The 24,965-nt window shown below is 69.1% G+C and carries 30 protein-coding genes, 1 tRNA gene and 1 pseudogene; 15 read left to right on the forward strand and 17 right to left on the reverse strand.

Going from position 1 to position 24,965, the window contains the following annotated elements:
- Window positions 1-61: 61 nt before the first annotated feature.
- Entirely contained in the window at window positions 62-1,054 is a 993-nt protein-coding gene (locus tag AB4112_RS32855; RefSeq protein WP_441726134.1) for a hypothetical protein, read from the forward strand.
- Between the two features lie 148 nt (window positions 1,055-1,202).
- On the opposite strand, the gene AB4112_RS32860 is transcribed toward AB4112_RS32855, so the two are convergent.
- The 4 genes from AB4112_RS32860 to AB4112_RS32875 form a co-directional block, all read right to left on the reverse strand.
- Window positions 1,203-2,396: a Gfo/Idh/MocA family protein gene (locus AB4112_RS32860; RefSeq protein WP_441726137.1), complete on the reverse strand. Its 1,194-nt coding sequence runs from the start codon at window positions 2,394-2,396 to the stop codon at window positions 1,203-1,205.
- Window positions 2,397-2,584: 188 nt separating this feature from the next.
- Window positions 2,585-3,394, reverse strand: coding sequence for an ATP-binding cassette domain-containing protein (locus AB4112_RS32865; RefSeq protein ID WP_441726140.1), 810 nt, complete (start codon window positions 3,392-3,394; stop codon window positions 2,585-2,587).
- The gene (locus tag AB4112_RS32870; protein WP_441726143.1) at window positions 3,391-4,533 is read right to left on the reverse strand and encodes an ABC transporter permease; all 1,143 of its coding nucleotides are present in this window, start codon (window positions 4,531-4,533) and stop codon (window positions 3,391-3,393) included. The genes AB4112_RS32865 and AB4112_RS32870 overlap by 4 nt, the downstream gene beginning before the upstream one ends.
- A gap of 197 nt (window positions 4,534-4,730) precedes the next feature.
- Window positions 4,731-5,678 (reverse strand): sugar ABC transporter substrate-binding protein, encoded by a 948-nt coding sequence (locus AB4112_RS32875; RefSeq protein WP_441726146.1) that lies wholly within the window; start codon window positions 5,676-5,678, stop codon window positions 4,731-4,733.
- A 266-nt stretch (window positions 5,679-5,944) separates the two neighbouring features.
- On the opposite strand from AB4112_RS32875, the gene AB4112_RS32880 reads away from it, so the two are divergent.
- Window positions 5,945-6,595, forward strand: coding sequence for an NnrU family protein (locus AB4112_RS32880; RefSeq protein ID WP_441726149.1), 651 nt, complete (start codon window positions 5,945-5,947; stop codon window positions 6,593-6,595).
- 15 nt (window positions 6,596-6,610) lie between these two features.
- Here the strand turns inward: AB4112_RS32880 and pseC are convergent, their stop codons facing one another.
- The 5 genes from pseC to AB4112_RS32905 form a co-directional block, all read right to left on the reverse strand.
- On the reverse strand, window positions 6,611-7,828 hold the full coding sequence (pseC, locus tag AB4112_RS32885) for a UDP-4-amino-4,6-dideoxy-N-acetyl-beta-L-altrosamine transaminase (protein WP_441726151.1): 1,218 nt from the start codon (window positions 7,826-7,828) through the stop codon (window positions 6,611-6,613).
- A gap of 66 nt (window positions 7,829-7,894) precedes the next feature.
- The gene (pseB, locus tag AB4112_RS32890) at window positions 7,895-8,935 is read right to left on the reverse strand and encodes a UDP-N-acetylglucosamine 4,6-dehydratase (inverting) (protein ID WP_309797086.1); all 1,041 of its coding nucleotides are present in this window, start codon (window positions 8,933-8,935) and stop codon (window positions 7,895-7,897) included.
- A gap of 388 nt (window positions 8,936-9,323) precedes the next feature.
- Window positions 9,324-10,343, reverse strand: a complete 1,020-nt coding sequence (locus AB4112_RS32895; RefSeq protein WP_441726155.1) for a hypothetical protein — start codon at window positions 10,341-10,343, stop codon at window positions 9,324-9,326.
- A 108-nt stretch (window positions 10,344-10,451) separates the two neighbouring features.
- The gene (locus tag AB4112_RS32900; RefSeq protein ID WP_441726157.1) at window positions 10,452-11,333 is read right to left on the reverse strand and encodes a hypothetical protein; all 882 of its coding nucleotides are present in this window, start codon (window positions 11,331-11,333) and stop codon (window positions 10,452-10,454) included.
- A gap of 133 nt (window positions 11,334-11,466) precedes the next feature.
- A complete protein-coding gene (locus AB4112_RS32905) occupies window positions 11,467-11,964 on the reverse strand; it encodes an anthrone oxygenase family protein (protein ID WP_441726159.1) in 498 nt (165 codons plus the stop codon).
- 254 nt (window positions 11,965-12,218) lie between these two features.
- Here AB4112_RS32905 and AB4112_RS32910 point away from each other — a divergent pair, with 254 nt between their 5' ends.
- On the forward strand, window positions 12,219-12,866 hold the full coding sequence (locus tag AB4112_RS32910; RefSeq protein WP_441726162.1) for a TetR family transcriptional regulator: 648 nt from the start codon (window positions 12,219-12,221) through the stop codon (window positions 12,864-12,866).
- Window positions 12,811-13,179 carry a zinc-binding dehydrogenase gene (locus AB4112_RS32915; protein ID WP_441726165.1) on the forward strand — a complete coding sequence of 123 codons (369 nt, stop codon included), beginning with the start codon at window positions 12,811-12,813 and terminating at the stop codon, window positions 13,177-13,179. Before AB4112_RS32910 ends, AB4112_RS32915 begins: the two co-directional genes overlap by 56 nt.
- A gap of 16 nt (window positions 13,180-13,195) precedes the next feature.
- On the opposite strand, the gene AB4112_RS32920 is transcribed toward AB4112_RS32915, so the two are convergent.
- On the reverse strand, window positions 13,196-13,516 hold the full coding sequence (locus tag AB4112_RS32920) for a hypothetical protein (RefSeq protein ID WP_441726168.1): 321 nt from the start codon (window positions 13,514-13,516) through the stop codon (window positions 13,196-13,198).
- A gap of 267 nt (window positions 13,517-13,783) precedes the next feature.
- Here AB4112_RS32920 and AB4112_RS32925 point away from each other — a divergent pair, with 267 nt between their 5' ends.
- The 4 genes from AB4112_RS32925 (at window position 13,784) to AB4112_RS32940 (ending at window position 16,064) form a co-directional block, all read left to right on the forward strand.
- The gene (locus AB4112_RS32925) at window positions 13,784-14,029 is read left to right on the forward strand and encodes a hypothetical protein (RefSeq protein WP_309797098.1); all 246 of its coding nucleotides are present in this window, start codon (window positions 13,784-13,786) and stop codon (window positions 14,027-14,029) included.
- 8 nt (window positions 14,030-14,037) lie between these two features.
- Window positions 14,038-14,355, forward strand: coding sequence for a YkgJ family cysteine cluster protein (locus tag AB4112_RS32930; protein ID WP_441726171.1), 318 nt, complete (start codon window positions 14,038-14,040; stop codon window positions 14,353-14,355).
- 47 nt (window positions 14,356-14,402) lie between these two features.
- Window positions 14,403-14,879, forward strand: coding sequence for a tetratricopeptide repeat protein (locus AB4112_RS32935; RefSeq protein ID WP_441726174.1), 477 nt, complete (start codon window positions 14,403-14,405; stop codon window positions 14,877-14,879).
- 171 nt (window positions 14,880-15,050) lie between these two features.
- Entirely contained in the window at window positions 15,051-16,064 is a 1,014-nt protein-coding gene (locus AB4112_RS32940) for a fatty acid desaturase (protein WP_441726177.1), read from the forward strand.
- A 30-nt stretch (window positions 16,065-16,094) separates the two neighbouring features.
- Here the strand turns inward: AB4112_RS32940 and AB4112_RS32945 are convergent.
- Window positions 16,095-16,181: transfer RNA gene (locus AB4112_RS32945), tRNA-Leu, on the reverse strand.
- 59 nt (window positions 16,182-16,240) lie between these two features.
- A complete protein-coding gene (locus tag AB4112_RS32950; RefSeq protein WP_441726180.1) occupies window positions 16,241-16,738 on the reverse strand; it encodes an Lrp/AsnC family transcriptional regulator in 498 nt (165 codons plus the stop codon).
- 111 nt (window positions 16,739-16,849) lie between these two features.
- On the opposite strand from AB4112_RS32950, the gene AB4112_RS32955 reads away from it, so the two are divergent.
- The 4 genes from AB4112_RS32955 (at window position 16,850) to AB4112_RS32970 (ending at window position 19,438) form a co-directional block, all read left to right on the forward strand.
- Entirely contained in the window at window positions 16,850-17,830 is a 981-nt protein-coding gene (locus AB4112_RS32955) for a threonine ammonia-lyase (protein ID WP_441726183.1), read from the forward strand.
- 98 nt (window positions 17,831-17,928) lie between these two features.
- Entirely contained in the window at window positions 17,929-18,420 is a 492-nt protein-coding gene (locus AB4112_RS32960) for a disulfide bond formation protein B (protein WP_309797110.1), read from the forward strand.
- Window positions 18,417-18,968 (forward strand): demethoxyubiquinone hydroxylase family protein, encoded by a 552-nt coding sequence (locus AB4112_RS32965; protein WP_441726186.1) that lies wholly within the window; start codon window positions 18,417-18,419, stop codon window positions 18,966-18,968. The genes AB4112_RS32960 and AB4112_RS32965 overlap by 4 nt, the downstream gene beginning before the upstream one ends.
- A 17-nt stretch (window positions 18,969-18,985) precedes the next feature.
- A complete protein-coding gene (locus AB4112_RS32970) occupies window positions 18,986-19,438 on the forward strand; it encodes a CreA family protein (protein WP_441726189.1) in 453 nt (150 codons plus the stop codon).
- Window positions 19,439-19,610: 172 nt separating this feature from the next.
- Here the strand turns inward: AB4112_RS32970 and AB4112_RS32975 are convergent, their stop codons facing one another.
- Entirely contained in the window at window positions 19,611-20,174 is a 564-nt protein-coding gene (locus tag AB4112_RS32975) for an HNH endonuclease (protein ID WP_309797114.1), read from the reverse strand.
- Between the two features lie 125 nt (window positions 20,175-20,299).
- A complete protein-coding gene (locus tag AB4112_RS32980) occupies window positions 20,300-20,992 on the reverse strand; it encodes an alpha/beta hydrolase (protein ID WP_441726192.1) in 693 nt (230 codons plus the stop codon).
- Between the two features lie 51 nt (window positions 20,993-21,043).
- On the opposite strand from AB4112_RS32980, the gene AB4112_RS32985 reads away from it, so the two are divergent.
- The gene (locus AB4112_RS32985; RefSeq protein WP_441726195.1) at window positions 21,044-21,232 is read left to right on the forward strand and encodes a hypothetical protein; all 189 of its coding nucleotides are present in this window, start codon (window positions 21,044-21,046) and stop codon (window positions 21,230-21,232) included.
- Between the two features lie 579 nt (window positions 21,233-21,811).
- On the forward strand, window positions 21,812-22,672 hold the full coding sequence (gluQRS, locus tag AB4112_RS32990) for a tRNA glutamyl-Q(34) synthetase GluQRS (RefSeq protein ID WP_441726198.1): 861 nt from the start codon (window positions 21,812-21,814) through the stop codon (window positions 22,670-22,672).
- Here gluQRS and clpS read toward each other — a convergent pair.
- The 3 genes from clpS to AB4112_RS33005 form a co-directional block, all read right to left on the reverse strand.
- Window positions 22,650-22,955, reverse strand: coding sequence for an ATP-dependent Clp protease adapter ClpS (clpS, locus tag AB4112_RS32995; RefSeq protein ID WP_309797121.1), 306 nt, complete (start codon window positions 22,953-22,955; stop codon window positions 22,650-22,652). The two genes, gluQRS and clpS, sit on opposite strands and share 23 nt — an antisense overlap.
- 107 nt (window positions 22,956-23,062) lie before the next feature.
- A complete protein-coding gene (locus AB4112_RS33000; protein ID WP_309797123.1) occupies window positions 23,063-23,263 on the reverse strand; it encodes an SHOCT domain-containing protein in 201 nt (66 codons plus the stop codon).
- Window positions 23,264-23,283: 20 nt separating this feature from the next.
- On the reverse strand, window positions 23,284-24,195 hold the full coding sequence (locus AB4112_RS33005; RefSeq protein ID WP_441726202.1) for a DUF4743 domain-containing protein: 912 nt from the start codon (window positions 24,193-24,195) through the stop codon (window positions 23,284-23,286).
- 191 nt (window positions 24,196-24,386) lie between these two features.
- On the opposite strand from AB4112_RS33005, the pseudogene AB4112_RS33010 reads away from it, so the two are divergent.
- Window positions 24,387-24,965, forward strand: a pseudogene (locus AB4112_RS33010) (hypothetical protein); the annotation flags it as partial.

Consider the following 24,965-nt stretch of genomic DNA (forward strand, 5'->3'; position numbering starts at 1 on the left):
CGTGATGGCAATGTGCCGTTAGCGCTCCATTTCTGTAAAACCAAAACAATAAGAGATGAGAATGAACGAAGATTCCGAAAGATTCAATAAAGGAATCGTTGATACCATCGCGAGAAGAGCGGGAAATATATGCTCGAATCCGGATTGCGGTGCCCTGACAAGTGGACCAGCTGAAGATGAAAAGCGCGCTATCAATGTCGGTGAGGCTGCCCATATTTATGGTGCTCGTCAAGGGTCTGCCCGATTTAATTCATTGATGTCTGATTCTGAGCGTTCCGATATCACAAACGCGATTTGGCTATGCCGTAATTGCCATAAGATCGTTGACGCCGATTCTCAACAATTTCCAGTTTCCTTGCTATTCGAATGGCGGCGAGCGCACGAATATTCTGTCATGGAGAATCTAGGAAAATCAGGGGCTTTATTGAGATTGAAAGTGTTGGAAAGAAAGTTGGAGGAATTTCCAAATCTAAGTTCTCTTGGTCGTCAAATTATCATCGATAAACCAGATATTTGGGAATACAAGTTGTCAGCCGAACTAATGAGATCAATGTTGGAGCCCATAGTGGCCCGCTGGGGGTTTCTGCAAAGAGGAGCATATTTTATTTCGGGACGGATTTTTGTCAGAGAGGATTATATGAGATGGCATGTTGCTCATATCTATGAGTTAGGTGCACAGATTGGCGCTATCTCTCAAATAATAAACGGAGAAATTCAGACATCTTGGGGGACAACTGGTAAATCTGGTTCTGAAGTTGCGATATATCGCGCTTGCTCTCTTCTAAAAGATGTCTGTCAGCGGCTTTTGGAGTGGGAAGAGGCAATCAGGTTTTGCAGTGTTCCCGAGGAATTTAAGGAGGTGCGGGATTTACTAATAGGTGTCGGAGGGAAAGTGATAAATAAAATTTATGAAATCCCTTTATGGCTAAAAGAAATTATTTCGGATGAAAAATCCTCTAGTATGCACCACTTCGTGTTAGATATCGATTTTCCAGAGCAATTAAATGAAGAAATGCAGGGTGCTCTTGATAGGATGGTAGAGAAATTTCAGTAAATTGAGTATCTAAATTTAAATATTGCTATTGCGAATAAATATAAGGAACTATTGATCTATATTTAGTGTGGCTTTCCGGATCGGGTGAGAGATGTTTGATTTGGCTGCGGACCTAGTTTCACGGAAGTTAGTGAGACTGTCGGCTTTTTCATTCTACCCCCACCCACCGCCTCTCCGCCGCCGACTTGCCGATCGCCTCGCTCACCCGCTCCAGCGCCGCGGCCGCCGCGAAATCCGGGTAGGCGGCCGGGCCGCCGGCGATCGCGTCCAAGAGCTGCGCCACCTCGATCACCTTGAGGTCGTTGAAGCCCAGGCCGTGGCCGGCCGCCGGGCTGAAGGCGCCGTAATGCGGGTGGGCCGGGCCGGTCAGCACCGTGCGGAAGCCGTTGCGGTCGCCCGGGGCCAGCGCGCGGTCGTAGAGCTGCAGCTCGTTCATCCGCTCCTGGTCGAACAGGATGGCGCCCTCGGTGCCGAACACCTCGAAGGCCAGGTGGTTCTTGCGGCCCCAGGCGACGCGGCTGGTCGCCACCGTGCCCATGGTGCCGTCGGCGAAGCGCAGCAGCGCGTGGGTTTGGTCCTCGTTCTCCACCATCGCCGTGCCCGCCGTGACCGCGGCAGCGCCGTCGCGGCGCTCGCGGCCTTCGCCGGCGGCGGGCAGCGGGCGTTCGGCGATCACCGTCTTCTGGTCGGCCGAGACCTCGGCCACCGGGCCGACCAGGTGCAGCGCCACGCTGAGGATGTGCGAGCCGATGTCGCCCAGCGCGCCGCTGCCCGCCTGGTCGCGCCGGCAGCGCCAGGACATCGGCACGGCGGGGTCGGCCATGTAGTCCTCGTCGCTGACCCCACGGAAATAGGTGACGCGGCCGATGGCGCCGTCGCGGATCAGCTGCGCCGCGAAGGCCACGGCCGGGCTGCGCAGGTAGTTGTAGCCGACCATCGTGACGGGCTTCGCCCGCACGGAGGTATGGACGCCCGCCTGGGCGGCGGCCGCGGCCATCTCGGCGGCGTCGGCGGCGTTCAGGGCCAGCGGCTTCTCGCAATAGACATGCTTGCCGGCCTTCAGCGCCGCCAGCGCCATCGGCTTGTGCAGCAGGTTGGGCGAGGTGATGGCGATCAGGTCGACCCTGGGGTCGGCGAGCAGGTCCTGCCAGTCGCCGGTGGCGCGGGCGAAGCCGAAGCGGTCGGCGGCGCGCCGGGCGGCGCCGGCGTCGATGTCGGCCACCGCCTCCAGCCGCGCGCCCAGCCGGGTGCGGAACACGGCGGGCGCGGCGCGGAAGGCCAGCGCGTGGCATTCGCCCATGAAGCCGGTGCCGATCAGCCCGACGCCGATGCTGGTGGTCATGTCTCGAACCTCAGGCCGACGATGAAATCATAGTCCCCCCTCCCCCTGCGGGAGGGGGTAGGGGGAGGGGGTTGTCGATGCGGGGAGCAGGGGCGGCATCCCTCTGGCGGCGCCGCCCCCTCCCCCTAGCCCCCTCCCGCGAGGGGGAGGGGGGACTCAGGAATTGAGGGTCGGGGGACTCAACAGGGCTAAGCCGCCGCGTCGCTGCGGTCGAATTCGGCCAGTTCGGCGGTCAGGCTCGCCAGCTCCTGGCCGCCGGCCATCATCTCCAGCACCTGCTCGCGGGTGACCTCGCTCTTGGGGAAGGTGCCCAGCGACTTGCCGCGGTTCAGCAGGGTGAAGGTGTCGGCCACGGGGTAGGCGTGGTGGACGTTGTGGGTGATGAAGATCACCCCCAGGCCCCGCGCCCGCGCCTGCACGATGTAGCGCAGCACGCCCGAGGCCTGCTTGACGCCGAGCGCCGAGGTCGGCTCGTCCAGGATCAGCACCTTGGCGCCGAAATGCACCGCGCGGGCGATGGCGACGCATTGCCGCTCACCGCCCGACAGGGTGCCCACGGCCTGGCCGGGGTCGCGCACGTCGATGCCGATCTGCTTCATGGCGTCCAGCGCCACCGCATTGGCCTTGTGCATGTCCATGCGCCGGGCCGGGCCCCAGCCCACCGTCGGCTCGCGGCCCATGAAGAAGTTCCGGGTCACGCTCATCAGCGGCACCATCGCGAGGTCCTGGTAGACCGTGGCGATGCCGTGGTCGAGCGCGTCGCGCGGCGAGCGGAACTTGACCTCGCGGCCCTCGACCAGCACCTGGCCCGAACTGGGCTGGTGCACCCCGGCCAGGGTCTTGATCAGGGTCGATTTGCCGGCGCCGTTGTCGCCCAGCAGGGCCAGCACCTCGCCGGCGCGGACCGACATGGCGATGTCCTTCAGCGCCACCACCGAGCCGAAGAATTTGGAGACGGAGCGCAGTTCGATCAGAGGGGTGCTTGCGCGGTCGATCACGAGCGGCCTCCCGTCGCCTTGCGGCGGATGTAGTTGTTGACGATCACGGCCAGGAGAAGCATGGCGCCGAGGAACACCTTGAACCAGTCGGTGTTCACGCCGGAATAGAAGATGCCCATCTGCACCACGCCGAAGATCAGCGCGCCGAAGGCGGCGCCGATCACCGAGCCGTAGCCGCCGGTCAGCAGGGTGCCGCCGATCACCGCGGCGATGATGGCCTCGAACTCCTTCAGCAGGCCGCGGTCGGCGGCGGCGGAGCCGAACTCCATCACCTGGCAGGCGGCGAAGACGGTGGCGCAGAAGGCGGTGCCCATGAACAGCAGGATCTTCACCCGGGCGACCGGCACGCCCATGTTGCGGGCGGCCACCGGGTCGCCGCCGACCGCGAAGATCCAGTTGCCGAAGCGGGTGCGCAGCAGGATCCAGGCGCCGAACAGGGTCAGCACCGCCCACCACACCACCAGGACGGGCAGGCCGGGGACCAGAGGGCTGCCGTCCGGGAAGGTCTCGATCAGCCCCTGGCTGCCCATCCAGCGGAACAGCCCGTCCAGCACGGTGCCGCTGAACAGGGGCGCCAGCCAGTCGGCCGCCGCCGGCTCCTTGACGCCGCCGACGATGGTGCGGTTGGTGAACAGGATCGACAGCGCGATGGTCATGCCGCGCAGGATGAACAGGAAGGCCAGGCTGACGATGAAGCTGGGCAGGCCGGTGCGCACCACCAGCCAGCCGTTGAAGGCGCCGATCGCCAGGGCGCCGGCGAAGGCGAAGACCAGCGACAGCCAGACCGGCCAGCCGAAGAACACGGTCGGGATGGCGATCATCATGCCGGCGAAGCCGATCATCGAGCCGATCGACAGGTCGAACTCGCCGGCGATCATCAGCAGGCTGGCGCCGACCGCGAGGATGCCGAGCTGGGCCGAGACCACCAGCCAGTTCGAGATGCCGTCGGCGCTGAACATGCCGGAGCTGCCGGCGGTGATGCCGAAGAACACGAACACCAGCACGGTGCCGGCCATGGCGCCGAGCTCGGGGCGGGACAGCAGGCGCGACAGCAGCGACACCGAGCGCACCCGCTCGTCGCCGGCGGGGACGGGGGCCCGGCCTTGCGGCATCCTGGCGTCAGTCTGGATCGAGGTCATGGCGTCTTCCGGGCTGTGGAAGAGGAGAGGGGTGGGGGCAGGGCCGCCTCAGATCAGTCCCCCCTCCCCGGGGGGTAGGGGGAGGGGGTTGTCGATGCGGGGTACCGCTCCCGCCGAGATTGCTCGACCGGCGCGACCCCCTCCCCCTGCCCCCTCCCGCGAGGGGAGGGGGAGGTCTTTAGAAAACGCCGGTTCGCTTACCGGTATTCGCCGGCCAGCTTCTCGACCAGGGCCAGGTTGTCCTTGGTGATGAAGCCGGGGCCGGAGTTGATGTTGTTGCTGGGGATCACGCCGTAGCGGACGTAGTTGGTCAGCAGCACCACCGGCAGGTAGCCCTGCAGGTAGGGCTGCTGGTCGATGGCGAAGGTCACCGTGCCGTCCTTGATGCCGGCGGCGATCGCCGGGCTCAGGTCGAAGGTGGCGAAGAACATCTTGCCGGCCTGCTTGTTGGCCTGCAGCACGGCGATGGTCGGCTCGGCCGAATTCGGCCCGAGGGTCAGGATGCCGTTGGTGTCGGGGTGGGCGCGCAGGAAGGCCGAGACCTTGGTCTGGACCTCGCTCGGGTCCATGCCCGAATCGACCATCTGGTCGCCCAGCTTGACGCCCAGCGCGTCGGCGAAGCCCTGGCAGCGCTCCACCGAGGCCGGGTTGGTGATGTAGTGGTTGACGCACAGGAACTTGGTCACCCCGGCGGCCTTGGCCTTCTCGCCGGCGCCCTTGCCGGCGTCGTATTCCGGCTGGCCGATATGCATCAGGGCGCCCAATGCCTTGCTCTGCTCCGCCGTGCCGGAATTGATGGTGATGACCGGGATGCCCTTCTTCACCGCATCGGTGATCGGGCCCTTCAGCACGTCGAAATCGGCGATGGTGATGATGATGCCGTCGGGCTTCGACGCGGTGGCCTGCTGCACGATGCGGGCCATGTCGGCGAGGTCGCCGGTCGACGGGTTCTGATAGTCGACGGTGGTGCCGGTCTGCTTGCCGGCGTCGCGGATCGCCGTCTTGATGGTGTTCCACCAGCTGTCGGAATCGGGCGCGTGGCTGATCAGCACGAAGCGCTCATTGGCCGCCTGCGCCGCGGGTGCGGCAAGGCCCAGCACCATGGCGGCGCCCATTGCGGCACCGCAGAGCAATTTATGAAGCACGTTCTTGTCCTCCCTAGGATGCGTCGCCCGATTCTCGAGGCCGGGATGCGGCATGCGCCGGGCCTGGCACCGGTGTCGGTTGATCGCCGGAATTGAACAGGATTTTTAGAACGAAGGCAATTCAGAATTTCTGTTCTATTTTCGATCCGGCCGTTTCAACCCGCCGGAACGCCAGATCATGCCGCCATCGCCGCACGCGCCGCAACAAAGCACCCCGCTGCTGTGCTAGACCGGAGGCCTTCGGAAGCTCAACGCAGGCCGCGCCGATGCTCTCGCTGATCCTCGCCACTGTGTTCTGGGTGGTTCTGCATCTCGGGGCCGCCGGCCCGCTGCGCCCGGCGCTGGTGGCGCGGCTGGGCGACCGCGGCTATCGCGGCTTGTTCGCCGGGCTCAGCGCTGTCGGCCTGATCTGGCTGGTCCTGGCCTATCGCGGCGCGCCCTATGTCGCGCTGTGGCCGCCGGCACCCTTCGCCGTGGCGGCGGTGCTGGTCTTTCTCGGCTTCCTGCTGCTGGCCTACAGTCTCGGGCCCACCAACCCGACCCAGGTCGCGTCCGAGCGGCTGGGGCAGGGCGGGCTGCAGGTCGCGGGCATCACCCGCGTCACCCGCCACCCGATGCTGTGGGCCTTCACCCTGTGGGCGCTGGCGCATCTGCTGGTCAACGGCCATCTGGCGGGGCTGCTGCTGTTCGGCGCGATCCTGGTGACCGCGCTGAACGGCATGGTCTCGATCGACCGCAAGCGGGCGGCCAGCCTGGGCGCCGCCTGGGACGACTTTGCCCGCCGCACCTCGCGCCTACCCTTCGCCGCCATCCTGGCTGGGCGCGGCGAGCTGCATCCGGGCGAGCTGGCGTCCTGGCGCCTCGGCCTGGGCGTCGCGCTGTTCGTCGCCGCGCTGTGGCTACACGGCTTCCTTTAGGAGAGTCGCGTTGGTTCAGCCGATCACGTCCCGCAGCGCCTCGACCACCCGCTCGACGTCGCCGTCCTGCATGCCGGGGAACAGCGGCAGCGACAGGCAGCGGTCGTAGAAGCCGGTGGCGCCGGGCAGGGCCTGGCGGCCGTACTGGTCCTCGTAGTAGGGCTGGCGCTGCACCGGGATGTAATGCACCTGGGTGCCGATGCCCTTGGCGGCCAGTGCCTTGACCACCTGGCCGCGGGTCTGGCCGATCTGAGCGAAATCGACCAGCACCTCGTAGAGATGCAGCACCGGGTTGCAGCCCGGTGCCTTGGCGATCGGCCGCACCACGGGGGCCAGCGGCGCCAGCACCTCGTCGTAGCGGGCGGCCAGCGCCCGGCGCCGCGCCTTGAACCAGTCCAGCTTGCGCAGCTGGCTGATGCCCAGCGCCGCCTGGATGTCGGTCAGCCGGTAGTTGAAGCCCAGCGCCTGCATCTCGTAGTACCAGGGGTTCACCCCGGCCTGGGCCTGGTCGACCGCCATCTCGGTGTTGACGAAGGCGTCGGGGTCGCGGGTCAGGCCGTGCGAGCGCAGCTGGGCCAGCTTCTTCTGCAGCTCCGGCTTGGACGAGGTGACCATGCCGCCTTCGCCCAGCGCGATGGTCTTGACCGGATGGAAGGAGAAGCAGGCGAGGTCGGAGTCGCGGCAGGTGCCGACCTGGGTCCAGCCTTCCGGCGTCTGGTATTCGGTGCCCAGCGCGTGGCAGGCATCCTCGATGACATAGGCGTCGTGGCTGCGGGCGATCTCGGCGATCGGCGCCAGCGGCACGGTCTGGCCGGCGAGGTGGACCGGCAGCACGGCGCGCAGCCGCCCCTCCGGAAACCGCTCCGGGATCCGGGCGATCGCCGCTTCCAGGTCCTGCGGCCGCATCAGCCCGGTCTCGGGGTCGACATCGGAGAACACGACGTCGGCGCCGACGAAGCGGGCGCAGTTGGCGGTGGCCACGAAGGTCACCGCCGGCACGACGCAGACGTCGCCGGGCCCGAGGTCGAGCGCCAGCGCCGCCAGGTGCAGCGCCGCGGTGCCGTTGGAGCAGGCGGCCGCGAAGGTCGAACCGGTCGCGGCGCAGAAGGCGCGCTCGAACTCGCCGACCGTCGGGCCGGTGGTCAGGTAATCCGCCTGCAACGCCTGGACGACGGCATCGATGTCGTCCTGGTCGATGAATTGGCGGCCATAGGGCAGGAACGTCACGGCCATCGCCTCCGAACCGCGCAAACTCTCAAGACGGGTTGAAACACCGGGGGAACGGCCGGGGCCGTCCGGTCAGCTGGCGTGCTTGTCCAGGATCTCGAGCAGCTCCGGCGCATCCAGCCATTCGGTGTTGTTGTCGCTGCCGTAGCTGAAGCGGTCGACCACCAGCTTGCCGCCGCCGTCCTCGGTGAAGGACTTGCGGACATACTCGCCGAACTGCGGCTCGATCACGTAGCGGTCCGCCAGCTCGACCGTGGCATAGGCGTCGTCGACCGCGATCATCGCCTCGTGCAGCTTCTCGCCCGGGCGGATGCCGACGGTCCGGTGCGGCAGGCCGGGGGCCAGCGCCTGCGCCAGGTCGGTGATCTTCATGCTCGGGATCTTCGGCACGAAGATCTCGCCGCCGCGCATCAGCGAGAAGTTCGACAGGGTGAAGTTCACGCCCTGCTGCAGGGTGATCCAGAACCGGGTCATGCGGTCGTCGGTGATCGGCAGGAACTCGGCCTTCTCCGCCAGCAGCTGGCGGAAGAACGGCACCACGCTGCCGCGCGAGCCGACGACGTTGCCGTAGCGCACCACGGCGAAGCGGGTGCCGATGTCGCCCGACAGGTTGTTGGCGGCGACGAAGGTCTTGTCCGAGGCCAGCTTGGTCGCGCCGTACAGGTTGACCGGGTTGCAGGCCTTGTCGGTCGACAGGGCGATGACCCGCTTGACCCGGTTCTGCAGCGCCGCCGCGACCACGTTCTCGGCGCCGGTGATGTTGGTGCGGATGCACTCCGACGGGTTGTGCTCCGCCGCCGGAACCTGCTTCAGCGCCGCGGCATGGATGATGTAGTCGACCCCGCGGGTCGCCAGCGTCAGCCGCTCGCGGTCGCGCACGTCGCCGATGAAGTAGCGCATGCAGGCGCGCACTTCGGGCGGGTAGGCCGCGTTGACGGCGTTCTGCATGTCGTACTGCTTCAGCTCGTCACGCGAGAAGATGATCAGCTTCCGCGGCTTGTAGCGCTGCAGGATGGTGGAAACGAACTTGCGACCAAAAGAGCCGGTGCCGCCGGTGACAAAAATGACCTTGTCGTTCAGGTCGATGATGTCGTCGTCAAAAGTGCGATACATGAATCACCAGCGCTGTTGAATAACACGGCCCGAAGTCTTGAAGCCCCCGCAGGCAGAGCCTGCAATCGTCCCGGCCCCCCGGACATACGCTTCAGGCTATAGCCGTCCCGCCGGCGTTTTGCAACGCGGTGCGGCAACGATTCTGGCCGAACGGAAGGACCGGAGGCAGACGGCCGCCGGACCCGAGCCAGCGGATAAAGCACTCGAAAAAGGGCGAGAAAGCGGCACGAAGCGGTCTTTTCGTCGATTGCCGCGTCGCCGGCAGGTCCTTGACAGCACAGCCTATGAAGACGGCAGGGCCGACCATTGGGAGAGGGCACCGGCCGAAACCCGGCATCTGTGACCGGTCCCCGGCCCCGCCCTGGGGCCGGGCCTCCCGGTCCGTCGGTCAGGCCTGGCGGATCCGCGCGCCGAATTCGGCCATGCGGCGCACCATGGCCGCCGGGTCGATCAGCAGCTCGGGCAAATGCAGCCCCGGTGCCGGCGGCGCCCCGCCGGCGAGGCCGAGCATCCGCTCGACGGCCATGGCGATGCCCAGTGCGGTCAGCGGCGCCTGCCCGGCCGGGTGGACGATCTCGTGCCGGGTGCGCCCCGCCGACCCGTCCGGCAGCGTGCCGGCGAGGTCGATGGTGATCTCGGTCGAGAACGGCTCGCCGCGCCGGCGGCTGGCCGACTGGCCCAGCACCAGGTCCAGCCGGACCGAGCGGGCGGCGGTTGCCGCCGCCAGGCTGACCACGTCCATCGGCGAATAGGGCTGCGCCGCCATCGCGGTGCCGTCTACGCTGCGGTACCGGCCCGGCGCCGGGTCGCCGGGGATCCAGACCCATTGCCCGTCCTGCAGGATCTGGACGCGGGACGTGGCCTGGACGATGCGGTCGTAATCGGCATAGGCCGCCGGCCCGCCCATGTCCTCCTCGTCCAGCAGGGCGCCGATCGCGATCGTCTCGACGGTGCGGAACGTCTTGGCGAAATGCAGCGCCGGCAGCAGCGCCGCACCGGCCAGCCAGTGGCTGGCCAGCAGCACCGGGGCGGTCGGCCGGTGCAGCGCCTGCGCCACCTCCGGCCCGATCTCGAACACGCCGCTCGATGTGCTGACATGGGGCACGCCGCGCGCCTGGGCGAAGCGCAGCGAATTCAGGCCGGCATCCTTGACGAACGCCACGACGGCGCTGAAGGCCCGGTCCGGCTGGCCCAGGTCGGGTTGCCCAAGGTCGGGTCTGGCCAGGTCGATCGCCGCCGCATCGGCGCCGCCGACCGCACGGGCCACCGCCTCGGCCTTGGCCAGGTCGCGCCCGCCGATGGTGATCGGCAGCTCCGGCTGCAGCCGGCGCAGCGCCTGGGCCGCCTGGGCGCCGACGATGCCGGATCCGCCGATGATGAGGACGGGCTGTTGCACGGGTGCGGGCATGGGGATGGCTCCAGGGCTGGGCGGGCATCGGGCGCAGCGCGCGACGCTGGCCGAAGTGAATTACCATTAGTAAGTTACCAATGGTAATGTCAAGTCCTGGAAGCCGGTTCAGCCCGGGACGGCGTCGTCCGGCGAATCCATGCCGAGGGTGAAGGATTGCTGCGACGAGCCGCTGATCGGCCCCGTCACGATCGGGCCGGCCAGGCCGGGCGGCACCATCAGGGCCTCCTGGTTCGACGCGTTGATCAGCAGCACCGTGCCGTCGCCGTCCGGCTGGATCGCCCATTGCCGGCCGGCGCTGTGCGGCGCCTGCTTCGGGCCCAGCACCACGCTGGTGCCGTAAGGGCCGCTGGGGCCGAGGCCGAGCACCATCCCGGGGGCCCGCGCGTTCACCAGGCAGCCGTCATCGGTGTACATCCACAGCGTGGCGGCCAGGGCTCGGTCGGCCGTGCCCGACCCCAGGGCGACGGTCGCGGCCGCCCGGGGGCCGGCGATCTCGACGACCAGCGGGGCCCCCCCGAAGCGGAGCTGGAGCCATTGATGGGTGGCCGGGATCCGGGGCTGGACCTGCCACAGCATCTCCTCCGGAATCCGGGGCGGCAGCGCCTCCAGCCAGATCTCCTGGCCGCTCCACAGCTGGTTGCGGGGCACCGTGGTGCAGGCCAGGCCGGTGTCCGGATTGACGATGGCGACCAGGGCGGGATTGTCCGGATCGGCCATGACCGTCCAGGCCTGCCCGGGGTCGGCGCCGGCCGGCTGCCGCGGCGCCAGGCCCAGGGTCCAGCGGCAGGAGGTGGCCTGCGGCCCGGCGGTCAGGACCATGGCGGTGTCGACCGCGCTGACGACGAGGCCGTCGGCCGTCAGCTGCCACAGCTGCCGCTTGTCCGGCAGGACGCCCCATTCCTCATAGAGGATCCGGGTGCCGGAGTTGACGTTGCTCAGCGCCCAGGGCGAGGACACGCCGTTGGCAAAGGTGAGCCACTGGGTCATGGAAACCGCCTCGGGTCGAACATGGCATGGGCCATTGACACCCTAGGTCGCTTCGGCGGCATCCCTTAGATCCAGATCAGCCCTTTCGATGGTGCCAGTTGGCTTGCATTCGATGGATGCCCGGCGGTGACGGTCAGGCCGAGGCCGCCGGCCAGCGCAGGGCGATGGTGAAGCAGGCCGCCGCCGCCAGGGCCGCCGCGGTGCGCACATGGTTCCAGGCGGTCCAGCTGGTGAGGTACCGGGCCCAGTACGCCGCGGCATCGGCGCTGGCGGGGTCCAGCGCGGCCAGCGCGTCGTTCCGCGGCACGTTGAACACCATGGTCACCAGGAAGGTGCCGACCACATACAGCACGGCACCGGTCAGCATCAGGGTCGGGTGGGGGCCCGCCCAGCCGAACAGCGCACCGGCCGCCAGCAGGGCGCACAGCACCGCCGCGCCGACGAAGACGCCCAGGAACAGCGGGTTGATCACCACGATGTTGATCGACTGCATCGCGGCGATGCCCTGCGGCGCCGGCAGCCGGCCCAGGGCCCCCATCACGAAGGTGGAGAAGGTGTAGAACACGCCGGCGATCAGGCCGCAGCCCAGCGCGGAACAGACGGTCAGGACGGTCAGCAGGCGATCACCCATCTCGAGGCTCCATGATGAAGGGGGAGGAGGGGGATGAAGGGGAGGGGAGAGGCGAGGGCGGCTCAGCCGGCCCAGATCCCGGTGGCGGCGACGGTCTTGCCGGTGCCGCCGATCACCAGGATCGGTTTCCGCTCTTGCGCGTTGCCATCCGAGGGGGCCATGATCGCCTCCTAATGTGAGGATAGCTCGTGTCTGATAAAGTGATAAATCCTCATATTCGTGAGGTCAAGCGGATTCGGTCGAAAGGAGAGGCCATGCCTGCGCCCGTATCGGACGCATCCGTCCCGGCAGAGGACCGGACGACCGCGCTGCGCCGTGCGCCGAGCCAGCGCCGCAGCCGCGAGCGGGTGGAGCGGATGCTGGCGGTGGCGACCGAGCTGATCGCGGCCAAGGGCAGCGACGCCATGCGGATGGGCGAGGTGGCGGAGAAGGCGGGGGTGTCGATCGGGTCGCTGTACCAGTACTTCCCGGACAAGGCGGCGATCATCCGCACCCTGGCCGAGCGCTACAACGCGCAAGGCCGGGCCTGCATCGCCGACGGGCTGGCGGATGTGCGCGACGCCGCCGGCCTGCGCGACGCCTTCGGCCGGCTGATCGACATCTATTACGGCCAGTTCCTGGCCGAACCCGTGATGCGCGACATCTGGTCGGGCACCCAGGCCGACAAGGGCCTGCGCGACATCGACCTCGAGGACAGCCGGATCAACGGCGCGGTGCTGGCCAAGATCCTGGCCCGGCTGCGGCCCGGTGCCGACCCCGCGGCGCTGGCCGCCAGCGCCTTCCTGGTGATGCAGCTGGGCGAGGCGACGATGCGCCTCGCCATCTCGGTCGACCGCCGCGAGGGCGATGTTCTGGTCGAGGCCTACAAGCGCATGGCGCTGCGCGAGATCGCGCCGGACTAAGCGGCTGTGTGGTGGGCTCGGGCTCGGTGCCGGCGGTTGTCTTGCGCTCCTTGCGCGGGCGGATCACGCAGTCGGCGACGCGGTCCAGCTCGTTCAGCGCGGTGGCGTGGCGCTGGCCCCATTCGCACAGGGCCAGCAACACCGGCTCCAGGCTCACACGGTGCGGGCCGATCTGGCGGAGCTGTTCGGCCTGGCGGCCGATGGCGGCCTGACGGTGGTGCGGGGCGGGCGCTACCCGTTCGCCCAGGCGGCCGCGGCGCATGCGGCGCTGGAAAGCCGGCGGACCACCGGCAAGGTCGTGCTGGTGCCGTGATGCCGAGGTGGCCGCGTCAACCCTTGTTGGGCTTCAGCGTGGGGCCGCCGCGGCCTTCGCGATGGGCGGCGGCGGACGCCTCGAGGTCCTTCGCCGCCTGCAGCGAGACCGCGTACATCTCCTTCTTGCCGCGCTTGGCGTAGCGCTCCGCATCCATGCGGGCCTCTCGCGCCTGGCGGTCGGCCGCCGCTGCCGCATCCTGGGGTTGAACGCGGGGCGGAAGGCGGGCGTCGCCTGCTGACATGTCGATAATCCCTGTCGGTGTGAGCGCGAGCATGGGCGCGCACCATGGCTTTGACCAGTTAAATCGCAGGTTCCGGAAGTGGTGGCCGGTCATCGCCAAATCCCGGATCGCCTGCGAAAAATCAAACTCGGCCCCGCTTCCGAAACGTTCGCGATCCCTTGGAACAGGGAGCCGGCGTCGATTTTTGCAGACGGCGGCAGGGGTTTCGGATTATGCTGGACTTCTCAGATTTTCTTGAGAAAGCGATAAGGCAGCGTTCCGGAATCATGGAAGCGCTAATATAATCATGCCTGTCCCATAGCAGGCAATCGTGGTGGCCAGGCCTCAGCGGGGCTCCTTCGAGAGCCCGGAAATGCAGAGATGTCCAATCGATACGAGATAGGCACGACGGTCTATGTCTGGCGCCGGTCGGTGTCCGGACCATCCGTCGCCGGGGCGTTCACCGTGGTGGCGCACTACCCGAGCGAGACCTCCGGCCGGCTCTACCGGATCCGCAGCGCCACCGGAAACGAGGAGCGGATGGCGCCCGAGCACGAGCTGTCGGTGGTGCCGCGTCCACCGGCCGCCGTCACCGCCCGCACGTCCGGCAAGCGGCAAAGCGCCTAGAGTACGGGATGGACGCGACCGTTGCCTTCGAACCCATCGCGGATTTCGACTGCCAGAGCTGCGGCGCCTGCTGCGCGTATTCCCGCGAATGGCCCCGGTTCTGGACCGACGACGACGACGCCATCGACCGCATCCCGGCCCGCCATGTCGACCCGTCGCGGGCGCGGATGCGGTGCGACGGCGAGCGCTGTTCGGCGCTGACCGGCGACATCGGCGTCGCCACCGGCTGTTCGGTCTATGCGGTCAGGCCCCAGGTCTGCCGCGACTGCATGCCGGGCGACGACGCCTGCCTGATGGCGCGGGCCGCCCACGGGCTGCCGTCCTAGACCAGGCGCCGGCGCGACGCTTTCCGCCCTCACGTTGTGGAGTGTTCATGACCGACGATCTGAAGGGGCTCAAACGCGCGGCCGAGGCGGGCAACGCCGCGGCGCAGTTCAACCTCGCCATCCTCTGCGACAGCCGCGAGGACGACAACGGCTATGCCGTTCCGGGCGACCGCGCCGAAGCGCTGCGCTGGCTGCTCGAGGCGGCTAGGGGCGGCCTGCCGCGGGCCCAGCTCAAGCTGGCGGAATTCTATGCCGAGGGCCGCAAGGTCTCCGGCGACCTGGTGCGGGCCTGCGTCTGGTTCCTGGTGGCGATGGCGAAGCTGAACGGCGCCGAGCGCGCCCGGGCCGAGATCGGCTATCGCGCGCTGGCCGGCCGCCTGACCGCAGGCCAGATGGTCAAGGCGCGCCGCCTGGCGGAAACCTGGCTGAAGCCGGCCGCCGCATCGCGGAAATCCCGCTCTGCGGATGCCGGGGCCGCCTTGATTCCGCCGAATCCGATATCGCCCCGCCCGCAAAGCGCGTAGAGTCGTTCGCAGCGCTGCACAACGGCGCGACGATCCGCGCGGCGGAACCGGACCGGGGCCTGGCTGCCCCTCCGAAATCAGCGCGGCGCCGGTCAGAGACGGCGAGCACCCCGACCAGACGTATTCAGACGGCACATCGGCGCAGCCCAGGCTTCGCCCTTTGGAGCGATGATGGCCAAATCCGAAAGCGCCGCCCGTGAGCGGGTGGCAATCCGGGCCGCCGTTTCGGCGCATCGGGTGCCCAGCCTCGGCCGCAGCCTGTGGCAGGTGGCGAACAGCTTCCTGCCCTTCCTCGGCGTCTGCGCCGTGATGTACTGGACCTATGGCGCCGTGCCCTACTGGGCGACGCTGCTGGCGGCCCTGCTCGCCGGCGGGCTGGTGGTGCGGATCTTCATCATCCAGCATGATTGCGGCCACGGCTCGTTCTTCCGGGCGCGCTGGGCCAACACGCTGATGGGCAGCGTGTGCAGTCTGGTCACCTTCACCCCCTACGCCGCCTGGCGCCGCCAGCATGCCGGCCACCATGCCCATTGGAACAATCTCGACCACCGCGCCAGCGGCGCCGACATCTATTCGTCGTGCCTGACCCTGGCGGAGTACCGGGCCCTGTCGCCCTGGCGCCAGCGCGCCTACCGCGCCGCCCGCCATCCGCTGGTGTCGCAGCTGCTGCTGCCGCCGCTGGTGTTCCTGCTGCTGTACCGCGTGCCGTTCGACACGCCGGCCTCCTGGCACGGCGAACGCCGGGCCGTGTACCTGACCAATCTCGGCCTCGGCGCCGTGTTCCTGCTGCTGGGCCTGACCCTCGGCTTCGGCGCGGCCGCGATGGTGCAGCTGCCGATCATCATGACCGCCGCCATCGTCGGGGTCTGGCTGTTCTCGGTGCAGCATCGGTTCGAGGACACGCTGTGGGCGCGGCGCGACGACTGGGATTTCGTCTCGGCCTCGATCGAGGGCAGCTCGTTCCTGAAGCTGCCGCGGGTGCTGCAGTGGTTCACCGGCAACATCGGCTTCCACCACATCCACCATCTCGACCCGCGGATCCCGAACTACCGGCTGGAGGCCTGCCACAACGCCAACCCGATCCTGCAGCGGGCGCCGGTGCTGACGCTGCGCACCAGCCTCGGCGCCGGGTCGCACGCGCTGTGGGACGAGGAGCAGGGCCGGATGGTGCGGTTCCCGGACTGACCGGCCGTATCCGCGATGATCTGAGGAAGCTGGTGCGGGCGGTCGGGGTCGAACCGACACTCTGTCACCAGAACTGGATTTTGAGTCCAGCGCGTCTGCCAATTCCGCCACGCCCGCGCGGGGCCGCATCTTAGGCAGCGCCGAAGCGGCGTCAACGAAATTGCGGGCGCCCGCCGTCAATCTCCCGCGGACGGCCCCGCGGTCGGCAGCGTCAGGCCGGTCTTGACCGCGTCGAACACGAAATGGGTGTCGAAGCGCTTGACGTTGGCATCGGTCATGAACAGCCGGTCGAGGATGTCGCGGCAGGCCCGCATGCCGGTGGCGGCCAGGATCACCAGATAGTCCCGGCTGCCGGCCAGCTCGTAGCATTGCTGCACCTCCGGCGCCGCCCGCATGCGCTCGCGGAAGGCGCGGTGCAGGGCAGTCGATTCCTGCTCCAGCGTCACGAACACCGTGGCCAGCACGATGCCGTCGAAGCGGCCGGGGTCCAGCACCGCGACCTGTCGCAGCAGCAGCCCGTCGGCGCGATAGCGGGCGATGCGGCGCTGCACCGCGCTGGGCGACAGGCCGATGGCGTCGCCCAGCGCCTCCAACGTCTGGCCGCTGTCAGCCTGCAACTGCGCCAGCAGCCGGTGGTCGAGCCGGTCGAGCGCCGGCGGGGGTCTCGTGCTCATGCAAGAATTTTGCGTCGACACGCATGACATGACAACAACCGTCGGGGCGAGGCCGGCTAGACTCCGGGCAGTGCAATCGACGCCAATACAATCGACGGGAAGGACGCGGCCATGGATGCGCAGCCGGAGACGATGATCACGCCGCAGGAGATCCTGGCGGCCCGCGCCGCCATCGACCCGGTGTTCCTCGATTCGCCGGCGATGCGGCACGGCGCGCTCGACGCCGCGCTGGGCTGCGCCGTCACGCTGAAGGTCGAGAGCCTGAATCCCGTCCGCTCCTTCAAGGGCCGCGGCACCGAGGCGCTGCTGGCGTCGCTCGATCCGCTCCCCGCCTCGGTGGTCGCGACCTCCAGCGGCAATTTCGGCCAGGGGCTGGCTCGGGCCGCGGCCCGGCGCGGCGTGGCGGCGACCATCCTGGCGCCGTCCTGGGCCAATCCGCTGAAGCTCGACGCCATGCGCCGGCTCGGCGCCACGGTGCGGCTGGCCGACCCGGCCGACGGCGCCGGCAAGGATTTGGCCCGCCGCATCGCCGCCGAGACCGGGGCGCTGTTCGTCGAGGATGGCGGCCACCGCATCATCACCGCCGGCGCCGGCGTGATCGGGCAGGAGCTGACCGCCGGCGGCCACGAGGTCGACGACGTCATCGTCCAGATCGGCGACGGCGCGCTGGCCACCGGCATCGGCTGCTGGTTCAAGGCCCAAGGGCGTAGCGCATCGCCGGGGGTGCGCATCATCGGCGTGGTGGCGCGCGGCGCCCCGGCCATGGCCCAGTCCTTCGCCGCCGGCAGGGCCATCGACACGCCCCATGTCGACACCATTGCCGACGGCATGGCGATCGCCCGGCCGGTGTCCTCGGCGGTGGCGCAGCTGCGCGCCTGCGTCGACGAGATCCTGCTGGTCGACGACGACGCCATCGTCGAGGCGGCGCGGCTGCTGCTGCGCACCGCCGGGGTGCTGGCCGAGCCGTCGGGCGCCGCCGGCCTGGCCGCGGTGATGACGCACCGCGCCCGCTTCGCCGGCCGCCGGGTCGCCGCCGTGGTCACCGGCAGCAACCTCGACGCCGCGTTCCAGGCCAAGCTGCTGGTGGCTTAGGAGCGGGCGCAGGCCGAGCGTCCGGGGCATCGCAGCCCTGCCGGGTCGCGACATTTCTTCACTGGGCGGCGCACGGGCGGCACGGCATGATCCGCGCCATGTTGCGCCGACTCGATCTTCTCGCCTGGCTGACGGCCGCTCTCGGCGTCGTCGTGCTGGGCACCGTCCTCGCCTCGCAATATCTCGGCGGGCTGCAGCCCTGCGAGCTGTGCCTGTACCAGCGCTGGCCCTGGGCGGCGGCGATCGCGCTCGGCCTGCTGGCCGCGCTGCTCCGCCCGCTTCGCCGGGGCCTGGTGCTGCTGGCCGGCATCGTCATCCTGCTCGGCGGCGCCCTGGCGGTCTACCACGCGGGGGTCGAGTACCAGTGGTGGCCGGGCTTCACCGCCTGCACCTCGGCGATCTCCTTCGGCACCGGCAACGCCGCGTCGCTGCGCGACCAGTTGCTGGCCGCCCCGGTGGTGCGCTGCGACGTGCCGGGCTTCGTCCTGTTCGGGATCTCGATGGCGGGGTACAATGCCATCGTCTCGGTGGTCGCCGGCCTCGTCCTGCTGGCCGCCGCGACCCGCCGCACCAGCGCGAGAGCCGTGTGACAGCTTCCCGCCGCCGCGCCCTGCCGGGCGACCCCTCCGGCCCCGACCGGATCGCCCGCATGATCCGGGTCGACCATGCCGGCGAATACGGCGCCAAACGGATCTACGAAGGCCAGCTCGCGGTGCTCGGCCGCGGCCCCAAGGGGCCGGTGATCGAGCATATGGCGGAGCAGGAGCGCGAGCATCTCGAGACCTTCGACCGCATGGTGGTGGAGCGCGGCGTGCGCCCGACCCTGCTGCATCCGCTGTGGCATGTCGGTGCCTTCGCCATGGGGGCGGCCACGGCGCTGCTGGGCGAACGGGCGGCGATGGCCTGCACCGTCGCGGTCGAGGAGGTGATCGACGATCACTACGCACGCCAGGCCGAGGCGCTGGGCAGCGACGAGCCGGAACTGAAGGCGGTGATCGAGCGTTTCCGCGCCGAGGAGCTGGAGCACCGCGACATCGGGCTGGAGCACGAGGCCGAGCAGGCCCCGGGCTACCGCTTCCTGTCCGGCGCTGTGAAGGCGGCGACGCGCACCGCCATCTGGCTCTCGGAGCGAGTATAAAAGCGATGCGGATTGCGATGCTTCTGGCGGCCGCCACGGCGGCGCTGCTGGCCTCGGCCGGGGCGCGGGCCGAGGATGTCGGCTGCGTCAACACCGCCTTCAAGCTGATCGGCCCGGACCACAAGGTCTGCGTCGAGGCCTTCACCGACCCCGACATCCCCGGCGTCGCCTGCTATCTCAGCCAGGCCCGCACCGGCGGCGTCTCCGGCTGGCTCGGCCTGGCCGAGGACCCCTCGCGCTTCGCCCTGTCCTGCCGCCAGGTCGGCCCGATCACCCTGCCGGACCGCGTCGACCGCCAGAAGGAGGTGTTCGACAGCGCCACCTCGATCCTGTTCAAGGAGACGCAGGTGGTGCGGATGTTCGACCGGCCGCGCAACACGCTGGTGTACCTGTCCTATTCGACCAAGCTGGTCGACGGGTCGCCGATGAACAGCGTTGCGGCCGTGCCGGTGATGCCGTGGAGTCAATAGGCCGCGGGATCATCTGACGCTTCGCGCTTCTGTCATTGCCCGGCTTGACCGGGCAATCCAGGGGCGGCCAGCACCGCTCTCGATGGCCCCTGGATCCTCGGGTCAAGCCCGAGGATGACAAGGAGAGAGGTTGGGCCTGAAGGCTGGGTTCGTTGAAACGAACCCAGCGCTCTCAGTGCTCCAGCTCGGAATCCCAGTACAGGAAGTCGCGCCAGCTCTGGTGCAGGAAGTTGGGCGGGAAGGCCCGGCCGTTCTCCTGCAGCTCATAGGTGGTCGGCTGCTGCGGCGGGATCAGCGGATGCATGCCGCAGCTGTGCGACAGCTGGTGCCCCTTGCGCAGGTTGCAGGCGGAGCAGGCCGCGACCACGTTGGTCCAGCTGGTGCGCCCGCCGCGGGCGCGCGGCACCACATGGTCGAAGGTCAGCTCCTGCGACGGGAAGCGCTCGCCGCAATACTGGCAGCTGAAGCGGTCGCGCAGGAACACGTTGAACCGGGTGAAGGCCGGCCGCCGCGCCGAAGGGATGTACTCCTTCAGCGAGATCACGCTGGGCAGCCGCATCTCGAAGGACGGGCTGCGCACCACGCGGTCGTATTCGGCGATGATGTTCACCCGATCGAGGAACACCGCCTTGATCGATTCGTACCAGGGCCACAGGGACAACGGGAAGTAGCTCAGCGGCCGGAAATCGGCGTTGAGGACGAGAGCCGGGCAATTATCGGGTGGGGGAGACACCATCCCACTCCTTCACCGTCACCTCTGGCCGCGGATGGTCCGCGAATGCCCATGGATATACGGTGAAACCCTGTTGACCGCAACATGCTGCGCCGAAAGCGGCGGAAATGTCACGATCTCGTCACCGGTCAGCCCGCGGCCTGCCCCGGGCGGCCGGCCGCCTGCGGCAGGTGCCGGACCAGGGTGTCGAGGCCGGCGGCCAACCCCTCCGGGTCGATGCCGTGGCCCAGTCCCGGCCGGGCCAGGGTCTCGACCGCCACCCCGGCGCCCTGCAGCGCCGCGGCCGCCAGCGCCATGGCGCCGAACGGCACCACCGGGTCGTCGTGGCCGTGCACCAGCAGCACCGGCGGGCGCGAGCGGACGTCGCGGGCCAGCGTGGCGGCGCCCAGCAGCGCGCCGGAATAGCCGATCACCGCGGCGCAGGCGGCCGGCCGGCGCAGGGCGGTGTACAGCGATGTCATGGTGCCCTGGCTGAAGCCGACCAGGGCCAGGTCGGCATCGGTCAGGCCGCGTTCGGCCAGCGCTTGGTCGAGGAAGCCGTTCAGGATCGGCAGGGTGGCCTGCAGCCCGGCCTCCATCACCGCCGGCGTCCGGTCGGACAGGCTGAACCACTGCCGGCCGTAGGGCGCCATGTCGCAGGGCTCGGGGCCGTCCGGCGACAGGAATTCGGCATCGGGCAGGTGGCGGGCCCAATGCGGCGCCAAGCCGATCAGGTCCTGGCCATCGGCGCCGACGCCGTGCAGCAGGACGACCAGGGCCTTGGGCGCGAGGCCGCTGGCGGGGGCGAGGCCGGGGCCCGAGAGGGTGGGGATCTTGGACATGGCGCCATCTCTCCCGGTCGCGGCCCGGCTGTCAACCACCCGCCCGGCGGGATGATCCATGTCGAGATCGAGCTGGGCTTCGCGCCGGACGCGCCGGTGGCCGCGGTCGACCGGCTGCGGGACGAGCTGGTGGCGGCGCTGCGGCCGCTGATCCCGGCCCTGTTCGTCGCCGTCCTGCCGCGTCCCCAGGCGCTGCTGGCGGCCTCGGCCCGCCCCTGGCTCGAAGCCGTCGCGGCGTAGGGTTGAAGGCGATCAGGACCGAAGGCCGACGCCATCGCCTTTGGGCGGGAAGCGACCGTCAGCCACTCTACCGATTTGGATGGAAAGTGATCGGTTCTCGGCTATCGTTGATCCATGGACGTGAGGCCTTCTCTCTTCATCATCCGAAACGACCGGGGTGAGTATTTGTGCCCGGTATGCGGCTTTGCCGGGTACTTTCGGGGCGATCACTTCGCGGACAAAGAAGGCGGCGTCATAGGCACGGGAATCTGCCCCTGCTGCTTCTACGAACCCGGATTCGATGACAACCCGGCGGCAAGTGCCGGAGCCAAAGACACGCTCCTGGATTCCATTCTGTCCTATCGCAAAGCTTGGACAGAGCAAGGAATGCTGTGGCGTGGAGCTCCCAAGGTCGAGCGTCCCGCTGACTGGGAGCCAGCATCGCAACTTGCGCGGCTCCTCGAAACGGCGCCCTTCGTCTCGTAAAAGGCGGGACGATCGGAGAGGGCCGAGGGGCGACCCCTCCCGATCGGGTCTCAATCCTGGTCCGACGCGGCCCGGGCTTGACGCCGCCGCCGGGCTTCGCCTTTGCTCGGCGCCATGGCCGACGTCACCCGCTTCGCCCCCAGCCCCACCGGGCTCCTGCATCTCGGCCACGCTCATTCGGCGCTGGCCGGCCGGCGCCGGGCAGGGGACGGCCGCTTCCTGCTGCGCATCGAGGACATCGACCAGGGCCGCTGCCGGCCGGAGTTCGAGGCCGCGATCCTGGAGGACCTGGCCTGGCTCGGCCTCGATTGGGACGGGCCGGTGCGGCGCCAGTCGGAGCATTGGGACGACTACCGGGCCGCGCTGGCCACGCTGGAGGGGCAGGGGCTGGTCTATCCCTGCTTCTGCACCCGGCGCGAGATCCAGGCCGAGATCGCGGCGATGGACGGCGCGCCGCATGGACCGGACGGCCCGCTGTATCCCGGCACCTGCCGCCATCTGTCGCCGCAGCAGCGCGCCGAGCGGCTGGCCGAGGGCCGGCCCTATGCGCTGCGGCTGGACGTCGCCGAGGCCGTCCGGCGCAGCGGCCCCTTGTCCTGGACCGACGAGCTGGCCGGCGAGCAGGCGGCGCGGCCGGAGCTGCTGGGCGACGTGGTGCTGGCGCGCAAGGACACGCCGACCAGCTACCATCTGGCGGTGACGGTGGACGACCAACTGCAGGGCGTCACCGTGGTGACGCGGGGGCAGGACCTGTTCGACGCCACCCATGTCCACCGCCTGCTGCAGGCGCTGCTGGGCTATCGCGTGCCGGTGTGGCGCCACCACGCGCTGCTGACCGACGCGGCCGGCAAGCGCCTGGCCAAGCGCAACGACGCGGTCGCGATCCGCACCTTGCGGGACGAGGGGAAATCCCCCGCCGCAGTGCGGGCGCTGGCGGGGTTTCCGGACGGGGCTACTGCTCCGGCTCGGTCGTGAACAGCAGCGGGTAGCCGTTGTTGCGCCCGGCCTCGGTGGCCCGCGTCGCCCGGGTCTCGGCCACGTCCTTGGTGTAGACGGCGACGACGCAGGTCCCGCGCGTGTGTGCGGTATACATCACCTGGTGGGCCTGGCTCTCGCTGACCCGGAACTCCGACTTCAGCACCTTGACGACGAAGTCCCGGGGCGTGAAGTCGTCATTGACCAGGATGACCTTGTGCAGGCGCGGTCGTTCCGTCTTGGTCACGACCTTGGGGGTGGGGCTGATCTTGATGTCACTCATCGGACAGGCAACTCCCGATGACGGCGCGGCGGCAGCGTCAAGCGCCGGCACCTTCTCACGTTCGCCGCCATCCGTCCATTCGCGGCCGGTCTGGTCCGACCGTGCCGCTACTTGTTCAGGATCTTCTCGCGCTGGTCTTCGTACTCGTCCTGGGTGATCGCGCCCTTGCGGTAGGCGTTGTCCAGGTCGATCAGCTCCTGCCCCGTGGTCGCGCCCGCGGTGCCGGGCGGCGGCGTGTGGCTGCTGCCGCCGCAGGCGGCGACGGGAAGGGCCAATCCGAGGGCGAGGGCGAACGGCAGAAGTCGCATGGAAGCTCCGGGGTCAAACGCTAGCGGTTGAACGCCATGAGGGACGGTTTGTTCCGATCCGTGGTGGTGCCGCCGGGCAGGTCGGTCGGCTCGTGCAGCCCACGGCACAGCAGGAGATAATCGGGTTCTTCCGGATCGATCAAGCCGCGCCGGATCGCCAGGTCGATGATGACGAGCGCGACGTTGAACTTGAAGTCCTCGGTGTCGCGGATCCGCTCCAGCGCCGCGGCCAGCGGCCAGCGCTCGAACGCCTCGACCTCGCCATCGGTGTTCTCGGGCGTGAAGTCGGGGGCCAGCGCCAGGTCGTAGACGAACAGCGTGTCGCGCCGCAGCCCCTCGGCCGTGCCCATCATGTAGGTGATGGCGCCGGCCGGGACGGCCTGCCGCGCCAGCGCCGCGGGAATCCCGGCCTCCTCGGCGCATTCCTTGACCACGTTCTCGGCCAGCGACAGGCCGTGGGGCTGGCCGCCGGCGACGATGTTGTCGAGCTTGCCGGGGTCCAGCGCGCGGTCGGCCGACCGCCGGCCGATCCACAGCAGCGGCCCGTCCGGCGACTCGACCACGCCGTTGATGTGGACGCCGAAGGATTTGATGCCCAGCGCCACCGCCGCGCCGCGGTCGACCGTCGCCAGCAGCGGGGCGCCCCATTCGGCCAGGACGGGATAGCGCTCGTCCCGCCGCTTGCGCACCAGCCCGGCCTCGATCAGCCGGTCGGTGACGGCTTCCAGCGCCTCGGCCCGGGCCTCGGGGCTGTCCAGCCGGTCGTCCAGGCGCCAGCCCATGTCCTCGGCCCGCAGCGGGTCGGGCCAGCGGTCGAGCACCGCGGCCACGGGCGGGGCGACCCAGCCGGCGACGGTGTCGCCGATCCGCCAGGGGCGGAGCGGTGCGGGGTCGTGGGCGGTGCAGGCGAGGACTCGGTCGAGCAGGCTCATCGGCTCCGGTCTAGAGCATGTCGGGCGCAGGGGGAACCGCGAACACGAGCGGCCCGGGACACAGCCGGGGCATCGGGGGGTGCAAGCACCGATGGGAAGGCTTAACCTTGAGCCCGACCCCGGTCTCGGTGTTAATGGGCCGGTTCGGGGGTGGAGGAACGCTGGTGCGGCAGGCGCGGATCGGTCGGATCATGACGGCAGGCGGGGCGGCGTTGGTGGCGCTGGTCCTGGCGTGGCCGGCCGCGGCGGCCGTCGACCTCGGCAATCTCTCGGCCGACGACATGCGGGCGCTGCAGCGCATCCTCGAGACCGAACGCACCAATTCGCCGAAGCGGCTGCCCTCGGGCATGGCCGTCACCGTGGTCCAGACCCAGACCTCGCCGCGCGTCTGCCGCATCTTCCGCATCGGCCGCCAGGGCCAGGAAGGCCAGGCGGTGGGCTGCCGCATCGGCGCCCAGCGCTGGGCGCTGAACGCCTCGATCGAGGCGGCCCGGGCCGTGCCGGCCGATGTGGCGCCGGCCGACGTGGCGCCAAATGGGCCGGCGGCGCGGCCGAAGGTGGTGGCGCAGTCGCGACCGGTCCCGTCCGAGGATGAGGGCGTGGAGGAGGCGGGGGCCGACAGCACGCCGTCAACGCCACCGCGTCGTGGCGGCGCCGAGACCGGCACGGCGCCGGCCGAGGCCCAGGTGGCGGCGCTGCCGCCGCCGCGGGCGCCGTTCCAGCCGCCGCGGCCGCTCGACCGCCCGCGCAGCGCCGCCGCGCCCGACACG

It is taken from the genome of Inquilinus sp. 2KB_23 (assembly GCF_052115705.1).
GTDB classification, from domain to species: Bacteria; Pseudomonadota; Alphaproteobacteria; order DSM-16000; family Inquilinaceae; genus Inquilinus; species Inquilinus ginsengisoli_A.